Source organism: Pseudomonas sp. NFACC08-1 (assembly GCF_900106735.1).
In the GTDB taxonomy this organism is placed as follows: domain Bacteria; phylum Pseudomonadota; class Gammaproteobacteria; order Pseudomonadales; family Pseudomonadaceae; genus Aquipseudomonas; species Aquipseudomonas fluorescens_Q.
The window spans coordinates 219115-236769 of record NZ_FNNL01000001.1; the positions used below are offsets into that span (position 1 = coordinate 219115).

Consider the following 17655-nt stretch of genomic DNA (forward strand, 5'->3'; position numbering starts at 1 on the left):
ATTTAAAAAAGCCTTTTCCATGAAGGGATTTTCATTTCCCCAAACGTTCACGTTCCACGTGAAACATCAGCGCGATGAATCCTGGCAGCCGTTCATACGTCCGCATACAAATGCACCCGCACTACCACCAGAGCTCGAGAAACGATTGAGCGTCGTCCAGCCCACACGCCGGCTGTATCCGACCCAACTTTCTCCATCCGATGCCAAACCAGTAAAGAAGGTGAGCTGACCGTAACGGCTGTTTGTTTGCGCCCAATAACGACGACTGGCGGCTTCAAATCCCCGCAAATAAATGGTGCTTCCCGCCGTTGCGACGCTGTAGGCATTGCCCTGAATGTCCACGCACGCCAGCAGATTCGCACTGCGGGTGCAGTTCGCCAGGAGCGGGGTTTGTGCCGAAGCGCTTAACATCCACAGCAACAACGGGCTTGCCAATACGAATTTCAGATGACTGCGCATGGAATGATCTCCAACCAATGCGGGACGGCGGGGTGGTTGAATTGTGTTGTTATACTATAACATAAGCGCGACCCCTGAACCTGGTCAGACCTGGAAACGAGCCGTAGTCGAAGCGGCCGCCCGATGAGGATATACCTGATGCCCAATCGTCTTCCCGTAACCGTGCTTTCCGGATTCCTCGGTGCCGGTAAAAGCACACTGCTCAACCACGTTTTGCGTAATCGCGACAATCTACGAGTTGCGGTGATCGTCAACGATATGAGCGAGATCAACATCGATGGCAGCGAAGTCCAGCGAGATGTCACCCTGAGTCGTTCCGAAGAAAAACTGGTGGAAATGAGCAACGGCTGCATCTGCTGCACGTTGCGCGAGGACTTGCTCAAAGAAGTCGGGCAACTCGCCAGGGAAGGGCGTTTCGATTACCTGCTGATCGAATCCACCGGTATTTCCGAACCGTTGCCAGTGGCGGAAACCTTCACGTTTCGTGATGAAGAAGGCCGAAGCCTGGCCGATGTGGCGCGACTCGACACCCTGGTGACGGTGGTCGATGGGGTGAATTTCCTGTTGGATTACCAGGCTGCCGAAAGCCTGGCGTCACGGGGCGAAACCCTGGGTGAGGAGGATGAGCGCTCAATCACAGACCTGCTGATCGAACAAATCGAGTTCGCCGACGTGATTCTGATCAGCAAGATCGACCTGATCAGTCAGCATGAGCGGGAAGAGTTGACTGCGATTCTGCAGCGTCTCAACGCCCAGGCGCAGATCATTCCGATAGTCATGGGGCAGGTGCCATTGGGCAGAATCCTCGACACAGGCCTGTTCGACTTCGAACGCGCCGCCCAGGCACCTGGCTGGCTACAGGAACTGCGTGGCGAGCACGTGCCAGAAACCGAGGAATATGGCATCGCCTCGACCGCCTACCGAGCACGCCGGCCATTTCATCCCGAGCGGTTCTTCAATTTTATCGACCGTCCGTGGCCCAATGGTAAACTCCTGCGCTCCAAGGGGTTCTTCTGGCTGGCCAGCAAACCTGAAGAAGCGGGCAGCTGGTCCCAGGCTGGCGGCTTGATGCGACATGGCTTCGCCGGGCGTTGGTGGCGGTTCGTGCCGAAAAACCAATGGCCGCAGGATGAAGAGAGCACAGCGGTGATCATGAAGAACTGGCTGGCCGCCACAGGCGATTGCCGTCAGGAGCTGGTCTTCATTGGTCAGGACATTGATTTTGGCCAACTCGCCGCTGAACTGGACGCTTGCCTGCTCACCGATGCGGAAATGGCCCTCGGGGTCGAAAACTGGCGGCTGTTGCCGGATCCGTTCGGCCCGTGGCATGACGAGGTCGCGGCGTGATGCTGGCGCCCAGTCTGAAAAAGGCTACGCAGGCACGACAGGTCCAAGGTGATACGCCAGGGGTATTCACGCAGATCCTGGACGACGGCACCAACCTGGCGGTCTGGCAGCGTCAGCTTCCTGCGCACATCAGCGATTTTGCGGTCATGGTGTTGGCGATGGACCAGTCCTTGGCCGAATCACGCGTGCTTGAGTTGCCGGAGGAAGACTCGCAGCCGGCGTTGCAGGGCCTGGCTGCAGGTTTCAGCGACCTGCAAGGCTATGAAGGCTTTATCGCCGATGTCTCCTGGCTCGTCAGTGCATTTGCCTGCCTATTGGGTGCCCAACGTGTCGGCCTGCGCCTGCGCACGTTGGACAAGGCGATGTGCCCACGCTTCCACGTTGACCACGTACCGGTGCGGCTGCTGACCACCTATGCGGGTGTCGGCAGCCAGTGGCTCGAGGAAGGTGTCATGGACCGTCGACGACTTGCCGAGCCTGAGGCTGAGCCCAGTGACCCACGCGTGATCCAGCAGTTTCGTTGCGGTGATGTGGGTTTGCTTAAAGGCGAAAAATGGCGCGGTAACGAAGGCCTTGGCCTGATTCATCGATCACCGGAGCCGGCGCCGGGAGAGCGTCGATTGATTCTAACGCTGGATTGGCTGGCTTAAGGCTTGAGCCAGGTGCCTTGGCTTTGCCCTTCGCAAAATGGCTGCAGGTACGCGGCATCGGTCGCCACGCCGTAATAGTGAATATCCTGGCGGTAAGGCATATTGGCGACCTGGGCGTTGCTGCAGATGCCGAACGCGCCGCCAGGGCATTGATCGACGTATTGCACCTCGACTTTCTGGCCGGCAAGGTTTGGCTGGCAGAAACCATCGGCAAACAGCTTCTGCGGGATGTTGCGGTTCTGCTGGCAGACCTTCACATCCAGCCGTTCCGCCTGACTGTGCACCACACAGGCCTGGGCCAGTGCCTGGTTGGAAGTCAGTGCCAGTAACAACCAGCCGATCATTCGCATATTCACCTCCATCGAAAGTCGTCGATTATGTTGCAGCACATTCCCACCCATGTCATCGCCGGTCCCTTGGGCGCCGGCAAGACCAGCCTGATCAGGCATCTGCTGGCGCAGCGCCCGGCCAATGAGCGCTGGGCGGTGCTGATCAATGAGTTTGGCCAGATCGGCCTGGATGCCGCGTTGCTGACCCAGGCTGGCGATGGTATCGCACTGGGCGAAGTGGCCGGCGGCTGCTTGTGCTGTGTCAACGGTGCGCCGTTTCAGATCGGTCTTGGGCGTTTGCTGCGCAAGGCCCGGCCGGATCGGCTATTCATCGAACCCTCGGGCCTGGGGCATCCGGCACAGTTGATGCGACAACTGAGTGAAGCGCCATGGCTCGGTGTGCTCGCGGTGCAACCCTGTGTGCTGGTGCTGGATGCCCGGGCGATGGCGGACGGCAAGCCTTTGCCCGACGCGCAGCAACAAACCCTGACGGCTGCCGGACTGCTGGTGCTGAACAAGTCCGAGTCCCTCACACAAGCCGATCGTGAATGGCTGACGGCGCAGCTGCCAGGGCGTGCGTTGTACTGGACGCAACAGGCTGCGTTGCCGATCGATCGATTGCCAGGCCTTGCGGCTCGGGGCAGTGGGGCTGTGGATAACTTGAATCTACCAAAGCGCTTGGGCCAGATGCCGGCCATTTGGTCCGACCCGACGCTGCCGATCTGCTTGTATCAGCAGCAGGACGGTGGTTGGAGTATTGGTTGGCGCTGGCATCCCAGCCAGCAATTCGACGCAGCGGCATTGACGCGATGGCTACAAGGCCAAGACTGGAAACGGGCGAAAATGGTTATCCACAGCGTCGACGGTTGGATTTCAGCCAATGCGCTGGAAGGGGCGGTGTTGGGTTGGCAAACCAGCGAGTGGCGCCAGGATTCTCGGATCGAGCTGATTTTCGATCAGGTGCAAGACGTCGATCGCCTGCAGGCCGAGCTGGCGAACTGTCGGTGTCGCTGAGTCAACGCTGTTTCAAGGCTTCCACTTGTTGTGTTCCTGGCGCCACTGGCTCAATTCGATAACTTCAGCCCTGGGCCTGGTCTGGACCGGTTCGATGGGCGCTGGCGGTGTTTCTTCAAAGGGCATCGGGTAGGGTGCCAGCTCTATGTGTGCGCTGTGGGCACCAAATTGGGTGATGGTGCCCGAATGGCGGCTTTCTCCGGTGACGGTGAACTCGAAGGTGTAGACGCGAGCCAGGCGTCGCCGACCATTGGCGTCCTTCATGAAGCCGATTTTTTTCAGCGCCACGTTGCCGTCCAGCAGTTCGATCTTGAGGTTGGTGCAATGCTGCATGACCCTCGCCAACGCCCGTTCGCGCAAGCCATGGTTGTGCCACAGCCAGGCGCCGCCGGTAGCCAGCAGCATCAGCACGAAAATGTTTCCAAGGGTCAGCATGAACGAAGTGCTCCAACAAGTTGCTGTCAGCTTAACTGCCTCGCCGGTCTGTCGTACAGGCTGCGTTTAGTCGCATACTGCGCGGCTTGAATTTCAATCGTTTTACGGAAACTTCCCGCATGAAACGTACGCCTCATCTGCTTGCCATTCAGTCCCACGTGGTGTTCGGTCACGCTGGCAATAGCGCCGCGGTGTTTCCGATGCAGCGGGTCGGCGTGAACGTCTGGCCGCTCAATACCGTGCAGTTTTCCAATCACACCCAGTACGGCCAATGGACCGGTGAGGTGCTGGCGCCGGAGCAGATACCGGCATTGGTAGAAGGCATTGCCGCTATCGGTGAGCTGGGGCATTGCGATGCGGTGTTGTCCGGTTACCTGGGCAGCGCGGCTCAGGGGCGGGCGATTCTGACGGGCGTGGCGCGGATCAAGGCCGCCAATCCGAAGGCGCTGTACCTGTGTGACCCGGTTATGGGGCATCCAGAGAAGGGCTGTATCGTGGCGCCCGAGGTGAGTGAATTTCTCCTGGAAGAAGCCGCTGCCGTGGCGGACCTCATGTGCCCGAACCAACTGGAGCTGGACAGTTTTTCGGGACGCAAGGCGCAGTCTTTGCTCGACTGCCTGGCCATGGCCCGGGCGTTGCTGGCCCGTGGGCCGAAGGCGGTGCTGGTCAAGCACCTGGCCTACCCTGGCAAGCCGGATAACAGCTTCGAGATGCTGTTGGTGACCGCCGATGGCAATTGGCACCTGCGCCGTCCGCTGCTGGCTTTCCCGCGCCAGCCGGTGGGTGTGGGTGACCTGACCTCGGGGTTGTTCCTGGCGCGGATATTATTGGGGGACAGCCTGGTGGCGGCACTCGAATTCACCGCGGCGGCGGTGCATGAAGTGCTGCTGGAAACCCAGGCCTGCACCAGCTATGAGCTGGAACTGGTCCGTGCCCAGGACCGGATCGCCCATCCACGGGTGCGGTTCGAGGCTGTGCCAATCAGTCTCTGATCAATGCAAGCCCCTTGTGGGAGCGAGCTTGCTCGCGATGAGGGCATCAACATAGAGGTTGGCCGTGACATCGCCATCGCGAGCAAGCTCCCACATGTCGGTTAAGGCCCGTCTGCCTTGATGTCCTGATAACGCTTTTCCAGCTCCTGGCGAATCTGCCGGCGTTGCTGGGCTTGTTCGTAGCGGCGTTTTTCTTCGCTGTTTTGCGGCTGCAAGGGCGGCACGGCTGCGGGTTTACGCAGGTCATCCACCGCAACCATGGTGAAGAAGCAACTGTTGGTGTGGCGCACCGAGCGTTCGCGAATATTTTCGGTCACGACTTTGATGCCCACTTCCATAGACGTGTTGCCGGTGTAGTTCACCGACGCCAGGAAGGTCACCAGTTCGCCGACATGAATCGGCTCACGAAAGATGACCTGGTCAACCGACAGGGTCACCACGTAGCGCCCGGCATAGCGGCTGGCGCAGGCGTAAGCGACTTCGTCGAGGTATTTGAGCAAGGTGCCGCCATGGACATTGCCAGAGAAGTTGGCCATATCGGGGGTCATCAACACCGTCATCGACAGCTGGGCGTTTCCGGGTTCCATAACGTACTCACGGTTCAAGGCAGCAATTCGGGAGTGCACCTCTGCGGGTGCTGGTGGGTGGCCTGCAACAGGTCACCAGGTTTTAAAAACCACCGATATCGGGACGCTGCGCTTGTGGTTGCCGTCACGCACCGATGGATCTGTTTCCATATATTGCACTGTCTTTTTGTCGGAAGTCGCGGTGTTACCCTTCAAAAGCCCGTTGTGAGGGCAATTCCTACAGGGGAACCGGATTTCTCCAGCTCTGCAGTGCGTCATTTGAACAGGGAGCCTCGACATGCATGCCATCAGTTTCATTCAAGACTTGGCGATCATCATGATGGCTGCGGGACTGGTGACCGTACTCTTTCATCGTTTCAAGCAACCGGTGGTACTGGGCTACATCGTGGCCGGCTTCATCATCGGCCCGCATACGCCGCCGTTCGGTTTTATCCACGACGCAGACACGATCAAGACCCTGGCCGAGCTCGGGGTGATCTTCCTGATGTTTTGCCTGGGCCTGGAGTTCAGTCTGCGCAAACTGTTCAAGGTCGGGGCCACCGCCTTCATCGCGGCGTTCCTCGAAATCGTGCTGATGATCTGGATCGGTTATGAAATCGGCCGCTGGTTCGAGTGGAGCACCATGGACTCGCTGTTCCTCGGCGCGATCCTGGCCATTTCCTCCACCACCATCATCGTCAAGGCCCTCAACGACCTGAAAATGAAGAACGAGCGCTTCGCGCAGCTGATTTTCGGGGTGTTGATCGTCGAGGACATCCTGGGCATTGGCATCATCGCCTTGCTGTCGAGCATTGCCGTCAGCGGCACCGTGAGTTCCGGCGAGGTGTTTTCCACCGTTGGCAAGTTGTCGTTGTTCATGATCGTCGCGTTGGTCATCGGCATTCTGCTGGTGCCGAGGGTGCTGGCCTACGTGGCGAAGTTCGACAGCAACGAAATGTTGCTGATTACCGTGCTGGGCCTGTGTTTCGGCTTCTGCCTGCTGGTGGTGAAGCTGGAATACAGCATGGTGCTCGGGGCGTTCCTGATCGGTGCGATCATGGCTGAGTCCCGGCAACTGCTGAAAATCGAGCGGCTGGTGGAGCCGGTGCGCGATCTGTTCAGCGCGATCTTCTTCGTCGCCATCGGGCTGATGCTCGACCCGGCGATCTTGCTGCAATACGCCTGGCCGATTGCGGTGATCACGGGTGCAGTGGTGCTCGGCAAGATGTTGTCCTGCGGCCTCGGTGCCTTTATCGCCGGCAACGACGGACGCACCTCGCTGCGCGTTGGGATGGGCCTTTCGCAGATCGGCGAATTCTCCTTCATCATCGCGTCGCTGGGGATGACCCTGCAGGTCACCAGCGATTTCCTCTATCCGGTTGCGGTCGCCGTCTCGGTGTTGACCACACTGCTGACGCCGTACCTGATCCGGGCCGCCGACCCGCTGTCCGTCAAGTTGGCGACGGTCATGCCGCAACGGTTGACGCGTGTGCTGGGGATGTATGGCGAATGGCTGCGCAGCATCCAGCCCCACGGCGAAGGAGCGATGATGGCGTCGATGATCAGGCGGATTTTGCTGCAGGTTGGAGTCAACCTGGCGCTGGTCATCGCGATTTTTGTCTCGAGCGGCTATTTCGCCGAGCGAATATCGGCTTACCTGCAAGCGTGGATCAGCGACCCGAGCTGGCACAAGGCATTGATCTGGGGCGGGGCATTGCTGGTGTCGCTACCGTTCCTGATCGCCGCCTATCGCAAGCTCAAGGCGCTATCGATGCTGCTGGCGGAGATGGGCGTGAAGACGGAGATGGCTGGCCGCCACACCCAGCGCGTGCGTCGGGTGATCGCCGAAGTGATCCCGATTCTCTCGTTGCTGGTGATTTTCCTGCTGTTGGCAGCCTTGTCGGCCAGCATTTTGCCGACCAACAAGTTGCTCGTACTGATCGCCGTGGTGGCGACTGCCGTGGCGGCACTGCTCTGGCGCTGGTTCATCCGCCTGCATACGCGGATGCAGGTGGCCTTGCTTGAAACCCTGGACAACCACAAGGAGTCGTCCGGGCATTGACCGGCCATGGGGCTCAGCTTTCCAGCCAGACGTCCCGCGCCCAGTGCCAGACCGATTCCCAGGTTTCTTCGGCGATCAGCTCTTCGTCGGCCTGCCACAGCACCACAGTGCCGTCTTCTTCGACGCAATAGTAATCGTCGCCGTCCTGGCATATCGGGATCAGGCTGCGGTCGACACCGGCATCCCAGGCATTGGCGGCCACATCCGGCAGGTAGGTGTGGGATTGTGGATCGGTGACGGTCACCGGCTCCAGGCTGCCATAGACGACATCGCTGACGGTCAGCAAAAACTCCCTGAAGACGAATGGAATATCGATGAACAGCTGCTCTTCGATCTCTACCAGCAAGTCTTCGTCGGGCAACTCCAGCGGGACCGGTACGGGCTCGTTGGCTTCACGCAATTGTTCGATGATTTCTTCCACGTCCGGGGATCCTCTTTCTCGATGGCGCGGTTTTATATGGAGCGGTTTATACAGTAGCTCGCTATAGATGCAACCGCGAAATAGAAAACCCCGGCCTGAGCCGGGGTTCTTTTATTTCAACATGCAAAACGGGCAAAGGTTCAACCGTTCTGGCGGATACCGGCCACCAGCCAAGGCTGGTCATCGCCCTGGGCACGTTCCATGTTCCAGCTTTCGCTGAACGCTTCGCCCTTGTCGAAGCGAGAATCCTTCGACACACCGCTGAAGGTCAGGGTGGCGATGGTCTTGTCGGCGCGATCGTCGACGCCGTCCAGCTGCACGTGCAGATTGTCGATGTAGGTGGACTGGAAGCCATCACCCAGCTCGGTCCGCTCGCGCTTGAGGAACTCCAGTAGTTGCGGAGTCACGAACTCGGAGATCTTGTCCATTTCGTTCGCGTCCCAATGCTGCTGCAGGGCCATGAAGTGGTTGCGCGCGGCTTCGATGAAGCGTTGCTCGTTGAACCAGGCCGGCGCATTGATGACCGGACGAGCGGCCGCAGGCGCTGCCGAACCGCCGAAGATCGAACCACTGGCAGCAGGCTGCTGGTTGAACACCTCACGCTGCATCGGCGCATGGCCGGCTGTAGCGAATTGCTCCTGCTGCTTGCGACGACGAGCGGCAATGAAGCGGAAGACCAGGAAGGCGATGACCGCCATGATCAGGATGTCGAAGATCTGCATGCCCTGGAAGCCGTCGCCCATGAACATGGAGGCGAGCAGGCCACCGGCGGCGATGCCGGCCAGGGGGCCGAGCCAGCGCGAAGCACCGCTTGCCTTGGTGGCAGCGCCCGCGGCACCGGCAGCGCCTGCGGTGGCAGCGGTAGAGCCGGCGGCAGAGGACGGCGCCATCTGGCTGGTCTGGTGAGTCGGGGCTGCCCCCGAGCTTTTACCACCGCCAAAGCGCTTGGCGGCATTGGCGTCGATGGCCATCGTCAGGCCAATGCACAGCGCCATGGCGATGCTAAGAAAACGTTTCATATAAAGGCATTCCCATTTGTGGATAGCACGCGGGCCATGTTGCACAGGTGAAGTGTTGCTGGCTAGCGGCAGAGTGTTTCGGGCTTTTGCGTGACAGGTTAGGTTCAGCTTCAACCGCGCAAGAGGGCTTGTTCGATTTGGGCTGTAGGAAAAGTAAATAAGTTCGGTCGGAAACTAATGTGGGATGGGAGAAATACTTGTGGGAGCAAGGCTTGCCCGCGATAGCGATCGGTCTGACGCACCTGTGTTGAATGTGCCACCGCCTCGTGGGCAAGCCTTGCTCCCACAGCAAGGTGCTTCTTACGAAATCTTTAGATCGCTTCCAGCTTGGCATACCCCAGCATCAGCCACTTGCTGCCTTCGCTGAAGTTCACCTGCACCCGCGCCTGGGCGCCGGCACCCTCGAAGTTGAGGATCACGCCGTCGCCGAATACCGAATGCCGTACGGTCTGGCCGAGGCTGAAGCCGGTTTCCGGGATGTCGCTGCCGCCGAACAGGCTGCTGGTGCTTTGCTGCTGGCCGCCACCGAACGGACGGCTGACACTGTTGGACAGCCGCACTTCCTGGATCAGGCCCTTCGGTACTTCACGTACGAAGCGCGACACCTTGTTGTAGGTCTCGCTGCCATACAAACGTCGGGTTTCGGCGTAGGTCAGTACCAGATTCTGCATGGCGCGGGTGATACCGACGTAGGCCAGGCGCCGTTCCTCTTCCAGGCGTCCCGGTTCTTCCAGGCTCATCTTGTGGGGGAACAGGCCTTCTTCCATACCCACGAGGAACACGTAGGGGAATTCCAGGCCTTTGGCGCTGTGCAGGGTCATCAGCTGGATGCTGTCTTCATGTTCGTCGGCCTGGGTGTCGCCGGCTTCCAGGGAGGCGTGACCCAGGAAGGCCGACAGCGGTGTCAGGTCTTTGTCTTCTTCGGTACTTTCGAAGTTGCGCGCGGCGCTGACCAGTTCCTCAAGGTTTTCCACCCGGGCCTGGCCTTTCTCGCCTTTTTCCGCTTCGTGGTAGGCGATCAGGCCGGACTGCTCAATGACGGTCTGGGTCATCAAGTGCAGCGGCATTTCCCCGCACTTGGCGGCCAGGTCCTCGATCAGGTCCATGAAGGCCTTCAGGGCGCCAGCGGCGCGACCGGTCATGCCTTTGTTGACGACCAGTTGGTGCATGGCTTCCCACATGGACACGTGGCTGTGGCGCGCGTGATCGCGAATCGCTTCAACGGTTTTTTCACCGATGCCCCGTGTTGGCACGTTGATCACCCGTTCCAGGGCCGCGTCGTTGCCGCGTCCTTCGATCAGGCGCAGGTAGGCCATGGCGTTCTTGATTTCAGCACGCTCGAAGAAGCGCTGGCCGCCGTAGATGCGGTACGGGATCCGTTCGCGCAACAAGGCTTCTTCCAATACCCGCGACTGGGCGTTGGAACGGTACAGGATGGCGATGTCGCTGCGGGCCAGGCCGGTTTTCAGCGCGCTTTCGATGGTTTCCACCACGTAGCGGGCTTCATCGTGTTCGTTGAAGGCGGCGTAGAGATTGATCGCTTCGCCTTCGCCGCCATCGGTCCACAATTCCTTGCCCAGACGCCCTGTGTTGTTGGCGATCAGGGCGTTGGCGGCCTTGAGGATGCCGGCGGTGGAGCGGTAATTCTGTTCCAGACGGATGACTTCGGCGTCCGGGAAGTCCGCCGAGTACTGGTGAATGTTTTCGATCTTGGCACCGCGCCAGCCGTAGATCGACTGGTCATCGTCACCCACCACCATCAGGCTGTCGCCGCCCTTGGCGAGCAGGCGCAACCAGGCGTATTGCACGGCATTGGTGTCCTGGAATTCGTCCACCAGTACATGCCGGAAGCGCTTCTGGTAGTGGGCTAGCAGGCCTGGGTGGTCGCGCCACAGGTCCAGCGCCCGTAGCAGCAGCTCGGAAAAGTCGATCACCCCGGCACGCTGGCACGCCGCCTCGTAGGCCTCATAGATGCTGCGCATGGTCGCCAGGAACAAGTCGCCGCTGGCCTGGATGTGCTGCGGGCGCAGGCCTTCGTCTTTCTGGCCGTTGATGAACCACTGGGCCTGGCGGGCCGGCCAGCGCTGCTCGTCCAGGCCCAGTTCGCGGATTACCCGCTTGACCAGACGTTGCTGGTCGTCGCTGTCCAGGATCTGGAAGGTCTGGCTCAGCCCGGCCTCCTGCCAATGCGCCCGCAACAAGCGGTGTGCCAGGCCGTGAAAGGTGCCGACCCACATGCCGGCAGGGTTGATGCCCATCAGTTGTTCGATGCGATGGCGCATCTCGGCCGCGGCCTTGTTGGTGAACGTCACCGACAGGATCGAATGGGGCGAGGCGTTCTCGACCTGGATCAACCAGGCGATACGGTGCACCAGCACTCGGGTTTTACCGGAGCCGGCACCGGCCAGGACCAACTGACGACCCACGGAGGCAGCTACGGCCTGACGTTGGGCATCGTTGAGGGAGTTCAGCAGAAGGGAGAGATCATCGCGCATCGGGGCATTCTAGGGGGCGGCGTCATCCCGGGCAAACCGAGCTTTGCATCAGCCGATAAAAGACCGCTTGATGATGACCGGTGGGTCATGGGCTACAGGCGTTGGCGGGACTCGCTCGAAAGGGTCGCCACCCAATGAAACAGCGACTTTTTTCCGTTTTTTTATGAGCTGGGGCAGTGTGGGATGCCCCGTGGCTTGTGTATGCTCGGTGCTTGTTTCGGGTTCTCCACGCTCCACTGAATAAGAACAAAAACAGTGCCAATGACCCTCAATTCCGATCCGGCGGGCCCCTGTGTGGAGCCGCGGGTCATCTGCAAGCAGTACGCCATGGAGATGGCGGTCGAGCGCACACGTCTGTTGTATCAAGGCTCGCTGCTGCCTACGCTGTTCATGCTGCTCAATGGTCTGGTCTGCGCCGCGCTGTTATGGGAGCCGCGGCGCTATTTTCTGGTCAGCGTCTGGCTCGTCTGGTTGTTGTCGCTGGTGGCCTTACGGGTGATCCAGGTGGCGGCTTTCGATTCGGCGATGCCGAGCCGCCAGGCACACCCGATCTGGTTGCGTATGTTTTTGCTGGGCTCGGCGATGACCGGCCTGACGCTGGCTGGGGCCGGTATCGCGCTGGTCCCGGCTGACAGTTTCCAGCAGCAGGCCTGGGTGTTCGGCCTGATTGGCGCGGCCGCCCTGTCGGCCAGCGTGGCCTACGCGGTGAGCCTTCCCGCATTCCTGTCCTTTACCTTGCCCTGCCTATTACCGGCCATCGGCTACCTCTTCTGGGGCGGCGACGAGCAGCAACGCGGGTGGGGCTGGCTTGGGCTGATCGTGCTGGTCTCGCTGAGCGTGGTCGCCTGGCAAGTCAACCGCTTGATCCAAAGCGGCCTGTTACGGCGCTTCCAGAACCAGGCGCTGATCGAGCATCTGCAGCAAGCACAAACCCGCAGTGCCCAGCTCAACGACGCGCTGGCCCGGGAGGTCGAGCAACGCCGTTCTGCGGAGGAAAAACTGCGAGCGGCCCAGGTTGGCCTGGAGGCGCGGGTCGCGCAGCGCAGTCTTGAACTGGAAGTCGCCAGCCAGGCCCTGAGCAAGAGTGAGGCGCGTCTGGCCCTGGCGCTCAAGGCCAGTGAGCTGGGGTTGTGGGATTGGAACCTGCAGACTGACGAAGTCCATCACACTCAGCTCAAGGAGCTCTTCGGCCTGGAGCCCGAATACATCACGGCGATGCTCACTCACCTCACTCCGCGCCTGCACCCTCAGGACCTGCCGGCGCTCAAGCGGGCCTTGGTCGAACACCTCAAGGGCCGCAGCGAGGATTACCAGATCGAATACCGTGTGCGCCACGGCGATGGCCACTGGGTCTGGATCGAAGACCGCGGTCGGGCTGTGGAGCGCAGCGTCAGCGGACGGGTGCTGCGTATGGTCGGTACCCGGCGAGACATCAGCACCAGCAAGGAACTCGAGCAGCAACGGCAACTGGCGGCCACAGTGTTCGAAGCCGCCAGCGAAGGTATCGTGATTTTCGACCCCCACTACGTGCTACTCGCTGCCAATCAGGCGTTCACGCGGGTCACCGGTTTCAATATCGATGACATGCTCGGGCGCAACGTGGTGGACCTGCCGTGCAGTCGCGACGCGCGCCGGCATTACCCGATCATTCGCCAAGCGCTCAAGCAGCACGGCACTTGGCAGGGTGAGTTGGTGGAGGCGCGGGCCAACGGCGAGTTGTATCCGCAATGGCTGCAACTGAACGTTGTGCGCAATGCGCGGGGAAATGTCAGTCATATCGTGGGCTTCTTCGCCGATCTTTCGGCGCGACGCGAATCCGAAGAGCGGATGCGCTACCTGACCCATTACGACGAATTGACCGGGCTGGCCAATCGCTCGCTGTTTCGTGAGCGCCTGCACGAAGCTCATCAGCGTGTGCGCCAGGGCGGACGGCGCAGCCTGGCGTTGCTGCATATCAACCTGGACCGTTTCAAGTTGCTCAACGACAGCCTCGGCCATGACATCGCCGACCAGTTGCTGCAGAAAATGGCACGACGCCTGATCAATGCGCTGCCCGAGGCGGATACCATCGCGCGGCTATCGGGCGATGAGTTTGCGGTGTTGTTCGATGCCTATGGCAACCTTTCGAGCCTGGCGCGGGTGGCGACTCGGCTGGCCGCCAAGCTGCGTGTGCCACTGACCATAGAGGGCCATGAACTGGTGCTTAGTGCCTCGATCGGCATCAGCCTGTTGCCCGACAACACGCGAGAAGTTGCCATGCTGGTCAGCCAGGCGAACATGGCCATGCAACATGCCAAGCATTTGGGCGGCAACAATTTCCAGTTCTACACCGACAGCCTCCAGGCCAGCACGCTGGAGCGCCTGCAACTGGAGAATCAGCTGCGCAAGGCCTTGGAAGAGCAGCAACTGAAGGTTTTTTATCAGCCAAAACTGTGCCTGGCGACCGGACGCCTGAACGCCGCCGAGGCGTTGGTGCGTTGGGATCATCCGGCCATGGGTCGGGTACCGCCGGGGGATTTCATTGGCCTGGCCGAAGAGACCGGGTTGATCGGGCCGATCGGCGAATTCGTATTGCGCCAGGCTTGTTGGCAGGCATGCGAATGGCAGCGCCAGGGGCTCGCGCCGATCAGGGTGTCGGTCAATCTGTCGGTACATCAACTGCGCCAAGGCAAGCTGGTCAGCCTGGTGCGACAGGTACTGGAGGAAACCGGTCTGGCCCCTCAATACCTGGAACTGGAGTTGACCGAGAGCCAGTTGCTCGACAGCGTTGAACACATCATCGCTACGTTCCAGCAATTGCGTGACCTTGGGGTCAAGCTGGCGATCGACGATTTCGGCACTGGCTACTCATCCCTGAGTTATCTCAAGCGCATCCCGGTGGATTACGTGAAGATCGACCAGGCGTTCATTCGCGGGCTGGGTGAGGGCAGCGTGGATGCGGCAATTACCCGGGCAATCATTGCAATGGCTCATGGCTTGTCGCTCAAGGTAGTGGCTGAAGGCGTGGAGCGGCAGGGGCAGCTTGAGTTCCTGGAAGCCGAGCGATGCGACGAGGTCCAGGGCTATCTCATCAGCCGGCCGGTCGAGGCCGAGGGCCTGGCCCAACTGCTGCGGGAGCAACGCCAGGAGTGAAACGTCCCGTCGGAGTGGCACGCACGGTGTCGCTCCGACGGGAACATGATGAGGTATTAATGGGTAATCATGACTTCATCAATGTGATGAACGAGTTGATTGTTGAAGAAGATGCTGACTCCGGTTACGTTCGAGTCGCCAAGCACTTTGTATTCGACCTGTTTGTGCGTGATAACTTGCAGTGCAACTTCATCACTTTGTTCCAGTTGCAAATCCAGGCGTAGATCGAAGGATTTGTCTTGTGTTTCACTCAGTACCAACTTTGGTGTGATACCACTGTTCGATACCTCTACCGATCCATAGACGCGGAACGAAGCGGCGCCGGGCATACGGTCAATTTGTGCGGTCCAATCTTTAGTAGTAATGCTCATAGTGGGTAACTCCTGTACGTTAAGTTGATTGCGTCCTGCGAGGCCAATATATCGGATTTGACTGAGAGTGGTGAGGGTTGTTGTGGTTGATATTGTAAGCGAAAGTTGGTTGTCAGGAGGGGGCTTGTTTCTACTGTTTGAATATTGTTGCTTGAGCGGAACTAAATGGTCCGTGGTTCTCTGCTGCTAATAAGTTGGTTTCGCCCGAATTAGACTTGTGAAAGAGCTCCCAGTAATTTTAAACGTGTACCTGCGGTGAGGTGCAAGGCAGTTGCATCTCACCGCAGGTAAGCCCCTTGGTTAGCGGTTTATTCTTTGAGTCGGGAGAACGCACAGGCTCCTTTCGCTTGGGTTGTGCACTCATAGATAGTTGTTCCGAAATAACCTTCTGCGGTTTTCCAGTTTTCCAGTTTTTCAAGCTTTACCACTGCAGTTTTTCCCTGTGCGTTCAGTGGGTATAGTAGATTGACCTCGTTGCCGTTTTGGGTCGTGTAGGTACACCTCGCTATATGTCCACCCGTTGGGCTGGAAGAGCCATCCTTGGGCTGGTAGATACCGCCGACAAAGCGCTGCAATGGACTATTGTCACCTGTTTGTGCTTGGCCTAACCATCCACCCTCGGCCGAATAGTATGCGCCTGTAAGATGAATATTTTGTGCTTCCGGGCAAAATTCTTGAGACACAGCAAAAGCTTGAGTGTTGAGAAAAAAAAGCCCTGCAAGGTATATGTGTTTGTATTCCATTATCAGTCTTCTGTTTGGTGTTTATTAAATTTTTGAGTAAGGTAAGGAATTTTTATGCTAGCAAGACAAAATGAAAAGCACTATCAATGCGAGGGTGAGTTTGTGTAACAGAATCTGAGGTTTAAGTAAACGCAGCTGTTTTGTGAACGAGGCAGGTGGGTTTAATGCGTTTGATAAACGGAAAAAATCAGCGGAAATAATATTATTTGGGAGGTGGGTTTTGTGTGATTGATAGGCGGCGGGCAGCATTTTAAGTTGGTCGAGCAAGTGAGACGCGCCTCGACTGGGCTCAATTGCCGTTTGCGCACCACCCTCTGGTTCATCGCAATTCAACCGTTCGGTGCGTGTGAGACAAGTGCTTCACCCAATTTGGAAGTCTTTCCAGCGTTTCCCTAACCAGTCAGCCACTTTCGGAGGCCTCTGGTTCAGGGATGAGTGAGGTTTCTCGCGCATCAGAGCCTTCCTGGGTGGCTACATGGCTCGTTCTCCGCGAAAACAAGGGGTAGCAGGCTAACCCGGTTACGTATTGGGGCAGGCAAAAAGCCAATTCTTGTAGTATAACTACAAGCTTGCTACATCCCAGCACCTGCCCATAACAAGAGTCCAGCCCCTTGAACCTGTTGCAACACATCGCCCAGTCACGCCATTTGCTGCGCAAGTCGGAGCTGAAAGTCGCCGATCACGTACTGCTTGATCCGGCGGCCGTGATGCATAGCTCCATGGCCGATCTTGCCCACAGCGTCGGCATCAGCGAACCGACCATCGTGCGTTTCTGCCGGGCCATCGGTTGCTCGGGTTTCCAGGACCTGAAACTCAAGCTGGCGCAAAGCCTCGCCGCCGGTGCGAGCTTCGGTCAGTTTGCGATCCACGAAGACGATTCAGTGGCGGACTACAGCCTGAAAATCTTCGACACGACCCTGCATACGCTGATGGAGGTTCGCGAGAAGCTCGACCCGGTGGCGTTGCAAAAAGCCGTCACGGCCATGTCCCAGGCCCAGCGTGTCGAGTTTTATGGCTTCGGCGCGTCGGGCGCGGTAGCAGCCGATGCCCAGCACAAGTTCTTCCGGTTGCTACTGACGGCTGCAGCCTATTCCGACCCGCACATGCAGGCCATGTCAGCGGTGACCTTGAAACCCACCGATGTGGCGATTTGCATTTCCCAGTCGGGGCGTTCCAAGGACTTGCTGATCACCGCGAACCTGGTGCGCGAAAGCGGCGCTTCACTGATCACCTTGTGCCCGAGCCAGACGCCATTGGCGGAACTGTCCACGGTGAACCTGGCCATCGACGTGCATGAAGACACCGAGATCTACACGCCGCTGACCTCGCGCATTGCCCACCTGGTGGTGATTGACGTATTGGCGATGGGCGTCGCCATGGCTCGTGGTCCAAGCCTGGTCAACCACCTCAAGAGTGTGAAGCGCAGCCTGCGCAGCTTGCGGCTGTCGCCCAAGTCGGTGAAGGCGTTGGATGACTGAGCCCTGGTCCTGGGGCTTCTGTGGCGAGGGAGCTTGCTCCCGCTCGGCTGCGCAGCAGTCGCAAACCTGCTGTGTCTGGATAATCGTTCGGGGTCGCTTCGCAACCCAGCGGGAGCAAGCTCCCTCGCCACAGGGTGTCATC

The 17655-nt window shown here is 59.1% G+C and carries 16 protein-coding genes; 7 read left to right on the forward strand and 9 right to left on the reverse strand.

Annotated elements, in window-relative coordinates; genetic code table 11:
* Positions 1 to 66: 66 nt before the first annotated feature.
* Positions 67 to 459, reverse strand: coding sequence for a glutamine synthetase (locus BLU76_RS01020; RefSeq protein WP_092221175.1), 393 nt, complete (start codon positions 457 to 459; stop codon positions 67 to 69).
* 138 nt (positions 460 to 597) lie between these two features.
* Here BLU76_RS01020 and zigA point away from each other — a divergent pair, with 138 nt between their 5' ends.
* Positions 598 to 1806, forward strand: coding sequence for a zinc metallochaperone GTPase ZigA (gene zigA / locus BLU76_RS01025; RefSeq protein WP_092221177.1), 1209 nt, complete (start codon positions 598 to 600; stop codon positions 1804 to 1806).
* Positions 1806 to 2456 carry a DUF1826 domain-containing protein gene (locus BLU76_RS01030; RefSeq protein WP_092221181.1) on the forward strand — a complete coding sequence of 217 codons (651 nt, stop codon included), beginning with the start codon at positions 1806 to 1808 and terminating at the stop codon, positions 2454 to 2456. The genes zigA and BLU76_RS01030 overlap by 1 nt, the downstream gene beginning before the upstream one ends.
* Here BLU76_RS01030 and BLU76_RS01035 read toward each other — a convergent pair.
* Positions 2453 to 2806, reverse strand: a complete 354-nt coding sequence (locus BLU76_RS01035) for a hypothetical protein (RefSeq protein ID WP_063323710.1) — start codon at positions 2804 to 2806, stop codon at positions 2453 to 2455. The genes BLU76_RS01030 and BLU76_RS01035 overlap by 4 nt on opposite strands.
* A 27-nt stretch (positions 2807 to 2833) precedes the next feature.
* Here BLU76_RS01035 and BLU76_RS01040 point away from each other — a divergent pair, with 27 nt between their 5' ends.
* Entirely contained in the window at positions 2834 to 3799 is a 966-nt protein-coding gene (locus tag BLU76_RS01040) for a CobW family GTP-binding protein (protein WP_092221183.1), read from the forward strand.
* Between the two features lie 12 nt (positions 3800 to 3811).
* Here BLU76_RS01040 and BLU76_RS01045 read toward each other — a convergent pair whose 3' ends face one another.
* Positions 3812 to 4234 (reverse strand): DUF3301 domain-containing protein, encoded by a 423-nt coding sequence (locus BLU76_RS01045; protein ID WP_092221185.1) that lies wholly within the window; start codon positions 4232 to 4234, stop codon positions 3812 to 3814.
* Positions 4235 to 4353: 119 nt separating this feature from the next.
* On the opposite strand from BLU76_RS01045, the gene pdxY reads away from it, so the two are divergent.
* On the forward strand, positions 4354 to 5226 hold the full coding sequence (gene pdxY / locus BLU76_RS01050) for a pyridoxal kinase PdxY (protein ID WP_092221187.1): 873 nt from the start codon (positions 4354 to 4356) through the stop codon (positions 5224 to 5226).
* Positions 5227 to 5327: 101 nt separating this feature from the next.
* Here pdxY and BLU76_RS01055 read toward each other — a convergent pair whose 3' ends face one another.
* Positions 5328 to 5813 carry an acyl-CoA thioesterase gene (locus BLU76_RS01055; protein WP_003206993.1) on the reverse strand — a complete coding sequence of 162 codons (486 nt, stop codon included), beginning with the start codon at positions 5811 to 5813 and terminating at the stop codon, positions 5328 to 5330.
* 277 nt (positions 5814 to 6090) lie between these two features.
* Here BLU76_RS01055 and BLU76_RS01060 point away from each other — a divergent pair, with 277 nt between their 5' ends.
* Positions 6091 to 7854, forward strand: coding sequence for a cation:proton antiporter (locus tag BLU76_RS01060; RefSeq protein WP_092147644.1), 1764 nt, complete (start codon positions 6091 to 6093; stop codon positions 7852 to 7854).
* A gap of 13 nt (positions 7855 to 7867) precedes the next feature.
* Here the strand turns inward: BLU76_RS01060 and BLU76_RS01065 are convergent, their stop codons facing one another.
* The 3 genes from BLU76_RS01065 to uvrD all read right to left on the reverse strand — a co-directional run bounded on the left by BLU76_RS01065 (position 7868) and on the right by uvrD (position 11789).
* Positions 7868 to 8275: an SMI1/KNR4 family protein gene (locus BLU76_RS01065; RefSeq protein ID WP_030139083.1), complete on the reverse strand. Its 408-nt coding sequence runs from the start codon at positions 8273 to 8275 to the stop codon at positions 7868 to 7870.
* Positions 8276 to 8415: 140 nt separating this feature from the next.
* Positions 8416 to 9294, reverse strand: a complete 879-nt coding sequence (locus BLU76_RS01070) for a Tim44 domain-containing protein (RefSeq protein ID WP_092221189.1) — start codon at positions 9292 to 9294, stop codon at positions 8416 to 8418.
* A gap of 311 nt (positions 9295 to 9605) precedes the next feature.
* Positions 9606 to 11789, reverse strand: coding sequence for a DNA helicase II (gene uvrD / locus BLU76_RS01075; RefSeq protein WP_063323716.1), 2184 nt, complete (start codon positions 11787 to 11789; stop codon positions 9606 to 9608).
* Positions 11790 to 12050: 261 nt separating this feature from the next.
* Between uvrD and BLU76_RS01080 the strand changes: the two genes are divergently transcribed.
* Positions 12051 to 14921 carry an EAL domain-containing protein gene (locus tag BLU76_RS01080; protein WP_092221191.1) on the forward strand — a complete coding sequence of 957 codons (2871 nt, stop codon included), beginning with the start codon at positions 12051 to 12053 and terminating at the stop codon, positions 14919 to 14921.
* A 56-nt stretch (positions 14922 to 14977) separates the two neighbouring features.
* Here the strand turns inward: BLU76_RS01080 and BLU76_RS01085 are convergent, their stop codons facing one another.
* Both BLU76_RS01085 and BLU76_RS01090 read right to left on the reverse strand, forming a co-directional pair.
* Positions 14978 to 15292 (reverse strand): hypothetical protein, encoded by a 315-nt coding sequence (locus BLU76_RS01085; RefSeq protein WP_092147653.1) that lies wholly within the window; start codon positions 15290 to 15292, stop codon positions 14978 to 14980.
* 308 nt (positions 15293 to 15600) lie between these two features.
* Positions 15601 to 16035, reverse strand: a complete 435-nt coding sequence (locus tag BLU76_RS01090) for a DUF3757 domain-containing protein (protein WP_092221193.1) — start codon at positions 16033 to 16035, stop codon at positions 15601 to 15603.
* Positions 16036 to 16646: 611 nt separating this feature from the next.
* Between BLU76_RS01090 and hexR the strand changes: the two genes are divergently transcribed.
* Entirely contained in the window at positions 16647 to 17513 is an 867-nt protein-coding gene (gene hexR / locus BLU76_RS01095; protein WP_003187110.1) for a transcriptional regulator HexR, read from the forward strand.
* Positions 17514 to 17655 lie beyond the last annotated feature (142 nt).